The 14252-nt window shown below is 39.8% G+C and carries 8 protein-coding genes; 6 read left to right on the plus strand and 2 right to left on the minus strand.

All coding sequences use genetic code 11. From position 1 onward, the window contains the following. Positions 1-347: 347 nt before the first annotated feature. The 6 genes from AC2SLT_RS07485 (at position 348) to AC2SLT_RS07510 (ending at position 10459) form a co-directional block, all read left to right on the plus strand. Positions 348-2882, plus strand: a complete 2535-nt coding sequence (locus AC2SLT_RS07485) for a YgiQ family radical SAM protein (protein WP_486547030.1) — start codon at positions 348-350, stop codon at positions 2880-2882. A 409-nt stretch (positions 2883-3291) separates the two neighbouring features. Beyond that, on the plus strand, positions 3292-4134 hold the full coding sequence (locus AC2SLT_RS07490) for a DsbC family protein (RefSeq protein WP_486547031.1): 843 nt from the start codon (positions 3292-3294) through the stop codon (positions 4132-4134). A gap of 638 nt (positions 4135-4772) precedes the next feature. Continuing rightward, positions 4773-6161, plus strand: coding sequence for a homoserine dehydrogenase (locus tag AC2SLT_RS07495; protein ID WP_486547032.1), 1389 nt, complete (start codon positions 4773-4775; stop codon positions 6159-6161). Positions 6162-6329: 168 nt separating this feature from the next. Continuing rightward, complete coding sequence (locus AC2SLT_RS07500) at positions 6330-7511, plus strand: thiolase family protein (protein WP_486547033.1); 1182 nt, start codon at positions 6330-6332, stop codon at positions 7509-7511. A gap of 906 nt (positions 7512-8417) precedes the next feature. Then, positions 8418-9266, plus strand: coding sequence for a DUF2382 domain-containing protein (locus AC2SLT_RS07505; protein WP_486547034.1), 849 nt, complete (start codon positions 8418-8420; stop codon positions 9264-9266). Positions 9267-9796: 530 nt separating this feature from the next. Next, on the plus strand, positions 9797-10459 hold the full coding sequence (locus AC2SLT_RS07510; RefSeq protein ID WP_486547035.1) for a YsnF/AvaK domain-containing protein: 663 nt from the start codon (positions 9797-9799) through the stop codon (positions 10457-10459). Positions 10460-10617: 158 nt separating this feature from the next. Here AC2SLT_RS07510 and AC2SLT_RS07515 read toward each other — a convergent pair whose 3' ends face one another. After that, a complete protein-coding gene (locus tag AC2SLT_RS07515) occupies positions 10618-10983 on the minus strand; it encodes a hypothetical protein (protein ID WP_486547036.1) in 366 nt (121 codons plus the stop codon). A gap of 341 nt (positions 10984-11324) precedes the next feature. Then, on the minus strand, positions 11325-14129 hold the full coding sequence (gene secA / locus AC2SLT_RS07520; RefSeq protein WP_486547037.1) for a preprotein translocase subunit SecA: 2805 nt from the start codon (positions 14127-14129) through the stop codon (positions 11325-11327). Positions 14130-14252 lie beyond the last annotated feature (123 nt).

Consider the following 14252-nt stretch of genomic DNA (forward strand, 5'->3'; position numbering starts at 1 on the left):
ACTTTAGCTTGAGTGTGAATAAGTCTAAACAGGTATTGATAAAGTCTGACGTGTTAATTGATGGTCTTACTTAACTGTTAGCATTTTGCGACTACAAACTAACTTTTTATAAGCTATAGTGAATGATTAATTTATCATAATGATAACTAAAGTTTTCTTTGTTGTAATCGTACCCTAGCCCATTCTTTTCTGTGTAACAAAACTCGGATGGTTGCCAAGTTGAAGCAAATTCATGTTAAAATGAGGGTTATTCTTTTTAAGCGTAACATTAACGGTATTATCCCTCTTTCATTTATTACCCTCATTTATCATATCTCTGTTCATAAATCATTATCTAGGTTACCCCCATGTCAGCTGAAACCATTGCCCGCACCGCTTTTAAACAAGGTGTTACGCCTTTATATGACTACGATAAGCACTGGGCAAGTTGCTATGACCCTGCGCCTTTTCTGCCGATGTCACGCGCTGAGATGGATGAGCTTGGCTGGGATGCCTGTGATGTGATTATTATTTCGGGTGATGCGTATGTCGATCATCCCAGCTTTGGTATGGCGATTATCGGGCGGTTGCTAGAGGCGCAAGGCTTTCGTGTGGGTATCATCGCTCAGCCTGATTGGACCAGTAAAGAGGCGTTTATGGAACTGGGCAAGCCAGTTTATGCGTATGGGGTTACCGCTGGCAATATGGATAGCATGATCAATCGCTACACTGCGGATCGCCGTATTCGTAGTGATGATGCCTATTCGCCGGGTAATGCTCCGGACAAACGTCCTGATCGTGCGGCCATTGTGTACAGTCAGCGTTGCCGTGAGGCGTACCCCGATGTGCCAATTATACTCGGTGGTATAGAGGGCAGTTTGCGCCGTATCGCGCATTATGACTATTGGTCTGATAAAGTACGTCGTAGTATTTTGCTAGATAGTCGTGCCGATGTCTTACTCTATGGCAATGCCGAACGGGCGATTGTGGATGTGGTGCATGGTCTGTCAAAAGGCTATACCTTTGAGCAAATGAGCGACCTACGTGGTACGGCTTATCTGCTTACGCCATCTCGTCGTCACTGGAAGGCTGGTATGGTTGAGGTCGCTAGTAACGATGTGGATACCGTGGGCCGTGTCGATCCAATTATTAATCCTTATGTGATGACAGAAGACTTAGACAGTTGCTCTATTGAAAAAGAGAAAGGCATTACTGAGAGTGGTTATAACCAAAGCAAAAAGGACAGCATAAAAGAAAGCCTGTCATCTATGGAGCGTCAATATAAAGGCTTTAAGTCAGAGCCTGTAGAGAATAAGGTCATTAATGCCGACCAAGTGAATGATGATGTTCAGGTAGTAAAAATGGTTGGTCTTGAGACTCCGAAAAATAATGACCAACAAACGCAAAGTAGTCTGTCAGAACATAATAAACCTAAAACGGCAAGAAAACACAAACTAAAACTACCGCCTCGTGAGAAAACGGTCATTCGCCTGCCCGATTATGAACAGGTCAAATCTGACCCAGTTCTCTATGCCCATGCCAATCGTATCTTGCATATGGAAACCAACCCCGGCAATGCCCGTGCGCTTGTGCAGCGTCATGGCACTGGTGGTGGTAATTCAAAAACGGACATCGATGTTTGGTTGAATCCGCCGCCTATTCCACTGTCTATGGAAGAGATGGATTATGTGTTTGATTTGCCTTACCAGCGAGTCCCGCATCCAAGTTATGGCGATGCGCGTATTCCTGCGTTTGATATGATTAAGTTTTCGGTCAATATTATGCGTGGCTGTTTTGGCGGCTGTACGTTCTGCTCAATTACCGAGCATGAAGGACGCATTATTCAAAGCCGTTCTGAAGAGTCTATTCTGCGAGAAGTAGAAGCCATTCGTGATACCGCACCTAACTTTACTGGGGTGATATCAGACCTTGGTGGCCCCACTGCCAATATGTATCGCCTAAGCTGTAAAGATGAGACGATAGAGAAGAACTGTCGTAAACCCTCTTGCGTATATCCTGATATTTGTGAAAATTTACTGACCGATCATAGTAACTTGACCAAACTATATCGTAAAGCCCGTGATATTAAAGGCGTAAAGAAAATCCTGATAGCCTCAGGGCTACGATATGACTTAGCGGTAAAAGATCCTGAATATGTTAAAGAGCTGGTGACGCATCATGTTGGTGGCTATTTAAAGATTGCGCCTGAGCATTCTGAGACCAATGTGTTATCGAAGATGATGAAGCCGGGTATGGGTTCGTACGATACGTTTAAACAAATGTTTGAGCAGTACAGTCAAGAGGCCGGTAAAGAGCAATATCTGATTCCTTATTTCATTGCCGCTCATCCGGGTACGACAGATGAAGACATGATGAATCTAGCGCTGTGGCTAAAACGTAACGACTTTAGAACCGATCAAGTACAGGCATTCTACCCTAGCCCAATGGCGACTGCGACCACCATGTATCACACGCACAAAGATCCGCTACATAAAGTGACTCGTAGTGAGGGCGATGTTGAAATCGTCAAGTCAGGCAAACAGCGTAAATTGCATAAAGCCTTCCTACGTTATCATGATCCTAAAAACTGGGGCATGCTTCGTGCTGCTTTAAAACGTTTGGGCCGAGAAGATTTAATCGGGACAGCGCGTCATTGTCTGGTGCCTCCCTTTAATTCACGCTTAGAAGGTAGAGACAGTCAAGACACTTATCAGTCAGCACGTAAGAAAAACAGCCGTGTAGGATCAGATTCAGTGAAGCGTAGCAATAAACCTAATTCAGGAAAAGGGGCTAATTCTCGCAAAAGCTCAGAATCTAAGCCTGTTAGAAATCAACGCAAAAAAGTGCAAAAAGGCAACTTCCAGACACAGCATACAGGATTACCGCCTAGAGTGAGTAAGTAGCGTCATAAGGTAATATTTATAAACGTAATATTTACCTTTAATGCCTTACTGTAAACCATAGTAGGGCTTTCGTTTATCTAGCATATAACTTATTTAGAATATGCTAAACTTGATGTTTAATTAATGCTATAAATGTCTAATTGTAAAATAGGACTTTCGCAAATAATAATATTTAGACACTTATTGAATTGATAGGTGACTGGGGTTTATTTATTTAACGTCTGGCTCTGCCTTATAGACCGTGCAAAACGATAATTATCGACGATGAAAATTTTAATTTTGCGTCAGTCATATAACAATAGAATTCTTAATTTTGATTAATACGCTTTTTTTATCAAACCATAGCTTTAGATCAAATCATACTTTAAAACCCTATATTCTAAAAGATATCTATTAAGAGATGACAGTTATGAATCAATTATTTAGCCGACACCGTTTCGATCATTCTTTTAAATTATCAAAATTAGGTTTATTAGCATTGGTTATTGCGGTCGCAGGCTGTAATAGTAATAGTACTGAAGCCAAATCAAGTGAGATTACTAGCTCTAAAACTGCTTTAAACGTCCAGTCCACATCAAATGAGATCCCCAAATCAGACCCTGAAGTCGTTGCCGCTTTGGAAGCGAACTTTAAAGCGTCTGGATTTAATCAAAAAATCTATGCGGCTATTCCCACCAAAATGAACAATATTTACTGGGTGACTGGCGAAGGTATACCTGCATTTTTTACCGACAAAGAAGGTCGTCATATTATCCAAGGTCAGATTGTTGAGATTGGTCAATCACGCCCTGTAGATATCAGTGCGGAATTGGTCGCAAATACTGCAAGAGAAAAGCTGGCAGCGGTCGATAAAGATGAATTAATCATCTATCCCGCTAAAGGGGATACCAAAGCAGTGGTTTATGTCTTCACCGATGCAGATTGCCCTTACTGTACGAAGCTTCACTCAGAAATGGCTGAAATAAATAACTTAGGCGTCGAAGTTCGCTATTTAGCATGGCCTCGCAGTGAAAAAAGTATTCCAAAAATGGAAGCTATCTGGTGTAGTAGTAATCGAAATTCAGCCATGAATCAGGCCAAATCTGGACAACCTATTTCAGCTCCTAAATGTAATAGTCCCATTATGTCGCATATTAAGCTTGGTATGAGCTTAGGAGTGAGTGGTACGCCTGCTATATTTACAGAATCAGGGCAACAGATTGGTGGTTATTTGCCTGCTAAGCAACTAGCGGAGGCGGCTATTAATAATTAATAGCTTCTTTTATTAGACTGTGCATTATGGACCACCTGAGCATAATGTTGAGATAGGTTATAGAGTTTTGCAATTTCCAACTTAATAAAGGATCTGTCATTGACAGGTCCTTTTTTTAGTAAACCCCTAAATCAAACGTGACCAATAATGAGTTCAGTAAGCACAACTCAGTAAGCACAACGAAGATAGGTTATTTTATAATAAAGGCATTAAAAGGGTTAGACCTTTATTCGCTTTTCATAGACTGCTAATATAAGGACCGTTTTAGACTAAAGCGTCAGTTAAATTGACCACCGCTAAGTTACTTTTAGACCTCTACCATGGTAACTTTAATCTTAAGTCTATTGAATGTTTATCTACTCTATTTAAATGAAAGAATGTACTATTAGTCATAGGCAGATAAGAGATCATGAGGTCAGCCCATTTCATGCACTACACTACTCGTCTGAAGGTGGTTGACACCATAGCGCTTTAGCTAAAATACGACTATATTCATATTTTTAGTATGAGAGGGCAACTATCTGTATAAAACTACCTATATAATGATACGCTAGATTTTCGCTGTTACTATATTTAGCTATCAGTCAAAATTCGATCTACTCTCTATAATAACGTTTAACAATACTACTGAGGATACCGTGAGTAAATCTATTAAACTTGCCATATTAGGGCTTGGCACCGTAGGAACGGGTGTGCTAGACCTTCTTAAAGACAACTTGTCAGAGCTTAAAAGACGTAGCGGCCATGACATCGTCATTAGCCAAGTTGGCACCCGTCGTCAACGCGATGATATAGATCAAACCATCAAACAAAACGGTGATTTGATGGCCATTGTTGAAAGCGATGATGTTGACATAGTCATTGAAGTTATTGGGGGGTTGACGGTTGCCAAAGACGTCATTACTCATGCTATAAAAAGTGGCAAGCACGTGGTCACTGCCAATAAAGCGCTTCTTGCCGAACATGGCAATGAAATTTTTGCGTTAGCAGACCAACATAACGTGCATGTGGCTTATGAAGCAGCGGTTGCTGGTGGTATTCCTATTATTAAAGTCATGCGCGAAGCGTTGGCTGCGAATAAGGTCGACTGGTTAACAGGTATTATCAATGGTACTGGCAACTTTATTATGTCAGAGATGCGTGATAAAGGTCGTGACTTTGATGATGTGCTTGCTGAGGCTCAAGCTCTTGGCTATGCCGAAGCTGATCCTACTTTTGATGTAGAAGGTATTGATGCGGCGCATAAACTTGCTTTGTTGGCTTCGATTGCTTTTGGTATCCCCCTACAGTTTGACAAAGTTTATTGTGAAGGTATCACAAATATCACCCTACAAGATGTCACATATGCAGAAGAACTGGGCTACCGCATAAAGCATTTAGGCTTTGCGGTACGTCGATATGCAGACTCAAATAATACTTTAAATAACACTTCAAACAGTACCTTAATTAGTGCGTCAAACAGTAATGAGGTTAATAAACCGGTAACAGGTATTGAGCTGCGAGTACACCCTACACTCATTCCTCAAGACAAGTTACTTGCAAATGTCAACGGTGTTAAGAATGCCGTATTGGTGAATTCTCACCCATTAGGTCAGACCCTTTATTACGGTGATGGTGCCGGTGCCGGTGCCACTGCTTCTGCTGTGATGGCCGATGTGATGGATCTGATTCGTGTACTGACTGTTGAGGACCAAGGACATCATGTGCCGCATTTGGCATTTATTCCTGATGCGCTATCAGATACTCCTATCTTACCGGCAGACGAGATGGTGACAGGATACTATTTACGACTGCAAGCCACTGATACACCAGGGGTATTGGCCGATGTGACTCGTATTTTGAGTGATGCTGGTATTAACATCGATGCGATATTACAGAAGCCTGCTCATCAAAAAGGCCAAGTACCGATCATCATACTTACATTACCGGTTATTGAAAGTCAGATGAACGTCGCCATTAATAAGATAGAGGCCTTACCAGAAATTACAGCTGATGTGGTACGAATTCGATTGCATGAGTTAGATTAAGTGGCATTAAATGTGTTAAATGTATAGGCAAATGTAATAAACATTAGCGGCAACCCATTTGCCGTTTGTAAGTTTAACGGTTTGCGATTTAACCTTTTTTAATGTGTTCTACTTTTAATGTGTTCTACCATTTTTAAACATTTACCTACTTTAGTTAAGGATATTATTATGTCAACAGATTCAATTGTTATTGTCAGTGGTGCGCGCACCCCAATGGGCGGTTTTCAGGGTGATTTATCTGGCTCCACTGCTCCACAGTTAGGGGCTGCTGCAATTAAAGCGGCTGTAGAGCGTGCAGGTGTAACACCTGAAGAGATTGATGAAGTCATTATGGGCTGTATTTTAACGGCTGGCGTGAAGCAAGGTCCTGCTCGTCAAGCGATGCGCAATGCAGGTATTCCAGATAGCACTGGCGCTGTTACCATTAATAAGCTGTGTGGATCAGGCCTAAAAGCCGTAATGCAAGCTCATGATTCTATCAAGGCAGGCAGCGCTGACATCATTGTTGCCGGTGGCATGGAGTCTATGACCAATGCTCCTTACGTTTTACCACAAGCTCGTAGTGGCTACCGCATGGGACATAATGACGTTAAAGATCACATGTTCCTTGACGGCCTAGAAGATGCGGATACCGGTAAGTTAATGGGTCAGTTCGCTCAAGAAATGGCGGACGAAAAAGGCTATACCCGTGAGCAAATGGATGATTTCGCTATTGAGTCGTTAAACCGTGCGCTAACGGCAATCAATGAAGGTCACTTTAAGAATGAAATTACCCCTGTTACTATTAAAGGTCGTAAAGGTGATGTCGTCGTAGAATCTGACGAACAGCCAGCTAAAGCCAATGCTGAGCGTATCCCTACTCTACGTCCTGCTTTCGCAAAAGAGGGTACCATTACTGCCGCAAATGCCAGCTCCATCTCTGATGGTGCCGCTGCTGTGGTTGTGACCTCAGAGCAAGTTGCAAAAGACAAAGGCTTTAATATTGAAGCCCGTATTGTTGCTACTGCCTCCCACTCACGTCATCCATCAGAGTTTACTATTGCCCCTATAGGCTCTATTGAAAAAGTACTAGATAAAGCAGGATGGTCGGTAGAAGATGTAGACCTATGGGAAATCAATGAAGCCTTTGCGATGGTGACTATGGTAACGATGGATGAATTAAACATCCCCCATGCTAAAGTCAATATAGAAGGGGGTGCCTGCGCCCTAGGTCATCCAGTAGGATGTTCAGGGGCTCGTATTTTAGTTACCTTGATTAATTCTTTAAAACGTACTGGCGGCAAAAAAGGGGTGGCATCATTATGTATCGGTGGTGGTGAAGCTGTCGCTGTTGCCATTGAACTAGCTTAATAGATTTCTAATGTTTAAAGGTTATGAGTTTATAGTTAACTGCTAAAGGTAACCTTAATAATTACTATATGACACATGGTCTATTTAAGTGTTAATTTGGATTAAGTGTTAATTTGGAATTAATAAGTACCGAGGATGCTTTAAACTATTATCTTATTACTAAGACTTCTTTAACGTTTAATACCTTTATTAAAATGAGGTTAATTTAAATTCTTATTTGAATTCTATAAAAGAGCCTTCACTATTGAAGGCTCTTTTTTATTATAGTATTACCTCCTATATTAGATAATGAATCTTGTCAGTCTTATTTGCACTGCCATATTAGATAGTTTAATTTCTTGATTTAATGCAAGTTTATTCATTTGTCTATATCAAACTGTAAATCTAATAGAAAGCTATGTTATCGCAGTTACAGCGCCTTACAGCTTTTTACGCAAAATAATAATGTGATACTCGTTCACTATATAAGCCTCACTCTCATATTGTTACTCTATTACCAAGTCATCGGGACAGACCATAAATTTATAAATTACATAGTTAATTTATTGATTTAATAATAGGTTTTTAATTGGTTTGCTAATCATTATTTACCATCAATGATGTCCTCGATTTACTTACTAAGGAGTTTATAGCTAAATTTTATTAGGTATTAAAGTTTATGCTTAATATTTTCTAGTTTAAATGACAATTGGTTTAACCTAAAATTTTACTAATTCTCATATAGTTAATAATTGAGATTTAGATAATGATATTTAGTGAATCATTAGGTTAGTTTAGAATTTTTAGCTTAATTTTTTCTACTATAAATAAATTTTTGGGTTAGACAATTTATTAATAAGATGGCTAGATTTTATTTTTTTTAATTTTTTCATAATTTAAATTCACACTAAAAGAAGGAAAATTATAATGAGTCAGTTAATTCGTTTAAAAGATATTCAAGAAACTCACCGTGATCTAATTGGTGACGACTATTATGACCCAACTGGTAAAACTGCTTACGGTGCCGGTGAAGAAAAAATTGGTAAAATTGAAGGCGCTTTGGTAGAAGATGTATCTGGTCGTATTCGTTATCTAATCGTTGATGCTGGCGGTTGGTTTAGCTCAAAAGAAGTATTGGTTCCAGCTGGTTTAGCACGTATCGTTGGTGATGATGTGTTCTTTGATAGCTTGACTAAGTCTCAAGTTGAAGCTATGGAAGAGTATGACAATGACTATCAGTACACTTATGAAGAGCAAACTAAGAAAGACCGTGCTGCTTTCGTAGCTGATACCGTTCCAGCTGAAGAACGCGTAGAGCTTAAAGAAGATTATTACAATGCACCAAACACTCTTGAGCTACTAGAAGAGCGTTTAACCGTAAACAAAGATCGTATTGTTGCTGGTTTAGTAAAAGTAGGTAAGCACGTTGTCACTGAAGATCGCCAAGTCGATGTTAATCTTGAAGAAGAACATGCTCATATTGAACGTACTGAAGTGAACCGTCCAGCTAACCGTCGTATCGGTGATGATGCGGGCCAAGATTCTGTACAAGTAGAGCTTGAAGCTGAGCGTGCTAATGTCAATAAAGAGACCTATGTTACTGAAGAAGTAAACGTCGGTAAGACTACTCAAACACGTAAAGAAACCATCCATGACACTATCCAACGTGAAGAATTAGACGTTGACCGTGATGGTAATGTTGTAGACCGTGAAGGCAAAATCGTAAATCGCGATGATATTACAGCGGATGATGTACGCGCCGTACGTGGCAAGTAAATCTACGCTTTTATTAAGCAGATTAATCGCTCTAAAAATGGATTATATATTCTGAATTAAGGATTGATATAGAGTAATTCGTCATTCCAAATTCAAAAATTATTTATAATTCATATGAAAAGCCAGGGTTTATACTCTGGCTTTTTTAACGCTAGACAATACATAATGCTACATAAAATATTGATACATATTAAAACTATTTATTTAAGGTTATTGGCTATTCTAAGAATTATTAAAGTACTACAATTAATCTACTACTAAAATCGGTTCAATATCGTGGTCAACACAGCGTCACATAATGGCTTATTTTGTTATTATGAAATAAGGTTAACGTTTAAGCAGCTTGCTAATTGCTAATTTCCAACTGTAGTACACCATTTGCTTTATAGTTTTGACTGACTACATTTATTACCCTAGTAGATAATCCACCATAGCTAGTTATGTCAACCTACAAAATAGTTAACTTCACTTATTACAATTACTTATTACATTGATATCTGCATATAGATATCAGCTCTATAGGGACTCTTATGAATCACTCAAATAATACAAATAATGAAAAACTGGACTTAACACAAACTAATACCGCTACCTTAAAGGCTGAGGGAAAACATCACTCAGATTCGAATGATACTGATCTCCATCGTAAATCAGCGGTCCTTGATAGCTCTCTTAACAATTCTATTGATGCCACTAATGACTCTACTCTAGGTAATCGCAATCTCGTTGGTAAGTTAGAGCTTCTTGAAGAGCGTGCGGTCGTCAATAAAGAGCGTTTAGATATTGGTAAAATCAATGTTACTAAAAAAGTCCGCACCAAAACAGTTAACGTACCTATTGAATTAGCGGAAGAGGTTTTGGTCATTGAAACTGAATATTTTGATCCAGATTCAAAAGAATTTTTAAACAGAGATGTTGGCACTAATGATATCGTTCGCCTCATTGAACCTACGCTTAATAACAAAGCCAGTATTAAAGTCAATGGCTCTGATATTTCATTAGAAGACGGGCCCATCGAGCTAGTTATTTCACGTCAAGTAGCAGTCATTCAAAAAGAAACCTATGCGGTACAAGATATTGCAATTGAAAAATCAACTCATATTCACAAAGATACTTTTAATGTTGAACTCCGTCATGAAGAGCTTGATGTGCAAGAAGAAGGGTTCTTAGATCATCAGAATTCAAAACGTTAGTTGTTTTAGGGTTAATACAGTACTTTCAAATCCACTACCTTCAGCGTCTTTAGAAGTGGAATAGTTGGAAAGCTTCTTATAGCATTGTTTTAATTAATCTAAACGTATTAAAGCCAGCATTTAGCTGGCTTTTTTGTTTGTATTTACTTTATTTAATACTAATTTGACTGAGTATTCGAATCTGAATTTAACTCAGCATTAGGGGGAGTCTCTAAGTTATCTGACTCTAAATTGTTATTTGGATCTAAATCCACATTTGAGTCTAAGGAGCTATCCGAGTTTATATCACTATTGGTGGTAACAGCATCATCGGTCACGCTTTCTGATTGCGCATCGACAACATCAAGATCATCAGCCACAATAGCCGGATCATTGCCTTCAGCAGGTGCAGCAGACATCGCTACGTCAGCTTCTGGGTTTGTCTCGGGAGTGTCGTTGGTTTCTTTTTGACAAGCGTTAAGTGCCATAAGCGCAACAAGTAAAGACGTCCACAGGGTAACTTTTGCTGACTTGGTATTTATCATAACAGGTATCCTTATTGGTTAACGCATTCATAATATAGTCAGCGAACTACTAAACGGTTACAGTGTTAACCTCATTAAGCCTACTGCCGTATTATTTGCTACTTGCACTCGGTTGCCTTGTAACCACTTTAGACTTCTTTGACTATAGTAATGCTTAAATACCATTTTTACGTCATTTAAAAATGATTGGTTTATTATTAACCCTTGTATCATTTAACTCAAGCTTTAAACCGTTATGAATGATACCTAATAATAGTATTTATCGACTATTATTACCATATTTAGTCGGCATACTCAAATAAAGTCTGAAAACTTACTTTGAATGCTTAGCTTTGGCGGACTTAAATTTTACCGTGGCACTGTTTATAACGTAAGCCGGATCCACAAGGGCATGGCGCATTTCGACTGATATTCATATCTGCATAAGGATTTTCACCGTCTGTCTCTGGCCTTCTAGATGTAGCCGCTTGATTATTTAAATTTAAAGCTTGAGGAGTAACTTGATCCTGATTCTGGTTACGTGCTTCTACCTTAGGATCATTATGACGTTCACCCGTTAGGCTATCAATCTCATCATGTTCAAACATCATACGCTGACGTTCCGCTTGGGCTAAGCGTTCAGCTTCCATTGCCTCAAGCTCTTCTTTAGTTGGAATATGAACACGTGATAAATCTTGTACCGTATCCGATTTAATGGCACCGAGCATCATCTGAAATAATTCAAAAGATTCGCGCTTATATTCTTGTTCGGGATTTTTTTGTGCATAACCTCGCAAATGAATACCTTTACGTAACTGATCCATTTGCGTTAAATGTTCTTTCCAATGACGATCTAAGCTTTGTAGCATAAAGTGGCGCTCAAGCTGTGCCGCATTTTCAGGACTCATTTGCTCACGGCGATCACGATAACGCGTAATGGCAGTCTGAATAATTTTCTCACGCAGACCTTCTTCGTCAAGACGACGGTCTTCATCCAGCCAGTCATTGATAGGCATAAAGTATTTAAATTCGCTTTCAAGCTCATCCTCTAAACCATCAATATTCCATTGATCATCGATAGATCCTGGCGGTACAAACTGACTAATCAGCGCATCATAAACATCATGATGCATCTCTTCAATCGCCTCTTTAAGATCAGCTTCTGCCAATAAATCATCACGCTGAGCGTAAATGACCTTACGTTGATCATTGGCAACATCATCATATTTTAGTAGGTTTTTACGGGCATCAAAGTCACGACTTTCAACTTTACCTTGGGCATTTTCGATAGAGCGAGATACCATTTTATGCTCGATGGCCTCATCTTCCTTAAGTCCCATGGCGCGCATCATATTGACCACTCGATCACCAGCAAAGATACGCATTAAGTCATCTTCAAGCGATAAGAAGAAACGAGATTGCCCTGGATCACCTTGACGGCCTGCACGACCTCGAAGCTGGTTATCGATACGGCGAGATTCATGACGCTCAGAGCCAATGATATGTAGACCACCCGCTGCAATCACCTCATCATGTTTTTTCTGCCATGAATCTTTTAAGCGCTGCATTTCTGCAGGATTAACATTTTCAGGATCGATAATCTGAGCTTGCCAGTTACCCCCTAAGATAATATCAGTACCACGACCTGCCATGTTAGTGGCGATAGTAACCGCTCTTGGGCTACCTGCCTGAGCGATAATTTCAGCTTCACGCTCATGCTGCTTGGCATTTAACACATTGTGCTTAATACCTTCTTGATCTAACAAATAAGACAGCTCTTCACTGGCCTCAATAGTCGCCGTACCGACCAACACTGGGGCACCTTTTTCTTGAATGCCTTTAATCTCGCGGATAATACCTTTGTATTTACCTAACTTAGTTAAGAAAATTTGATCATCCAAGTCTATCCTTGCGATCGGTTTGTGCGTTGGGATCACCACCACATCAATATCATAGGTAGATTTAAATTCTGCCGCTTCGGTATCAGCAGTACCTGTCATACCAGATAGCTTGTCATACAGTCTGAAGTAGTTTTGGAAGGTGGTGGTTGCTAGCGTTTGGTTCTCCGCTTGAATCTCTACCCCTTCTTTTGCTTCAACTGCTTGATGCAAGCCATCTGACCAACGACGGCCTGGCATGGTACGGCCGGTATTTTCATCCACAATAATCACTTCACCATCATTGACGATGTAATGGACGTTTTTAACAAAAATATGATGGGCGCGGATGGCTGCCTGTACGTGAGCCAATAAAGGCAACCTAGTTGGGCTATATAAACTTTCATTCTCACCAAGCTCGCCCACTTCAATTAAAAAGGACTCAATTTTTTCATAGCCTTTTTCGCTAATTTCGATTTGGCGGTTTTTCTCATCAATCCAAAAGTCGCCTTCTCTATTTTCTTTATTGGCCTCTTCATCTTTTGAACGTTGCAGGCGCGGAATAATATTATTAATTAAGGCATAAGTTCTCGATGAATCTTCAGCTTGTCCAGAGATAATTAAAGGCGTACGTGCCTCATCGATCAAAATAGAGTCAATCTCATCAATAATACAAAAGTTTAATGCGCGCTGTTTTTTCTCAGCCAAGCTAAACACCATGTTGTCACGCAGATAATCAAATCCATACTCATTATTGGTACCATAAGTAATGTCTGCTTGATAAGCGGCAACTTTTTCTTGCGGCGGCTGTTGTGAGTAAATGACCCCAACCGTTAACCCTAAAAACTCAAATAAAGGTCGGTTTAATTCTGCATCACGTGACGCCAAGTAATCATTGACCGTCACAATATGGACACCCTTGCCACTGATAGCATTGAGATAAATGGCCAAGGTTGCCATTAAGGTTTTACCCTCACCAGTGCGCATCTCAGCGATCTTACCTTCATGTAGCGTGATACCGCCGATAATCTGTACATCAAAATGTCGCATACCTAACACGCGCGTTGATGCTTCACGACATACCGCAAAGGCTTCGGGTAACAGAGAGTCTAGGTTTGCGCCTTCATCAAAACGGCGTTTAAACTCCGTCGTTTTATCCTTAAGCTGTTCATCTGTTAACGCAGAAACGGCTTCTTCCTGAGCATTCACTTTAGCGACAATTTGACGCATTCGTTTTAGCTCGCGATCATTTTTTGTACCAATTACGCTTCCGATTATTTTTGACAACATAACTTTGTAGACCTATCTATCGACTTAGTCGTGCATATTCAGGTGCAGACTGAAAAAAAATTCTATTTATTATATATGGTAACAGTATTGATAGATACAAGGGCAATTGATTCTATATAGAGA

The organism is Psychrobacter sp. CX18 (assembly GCF_057396215.1).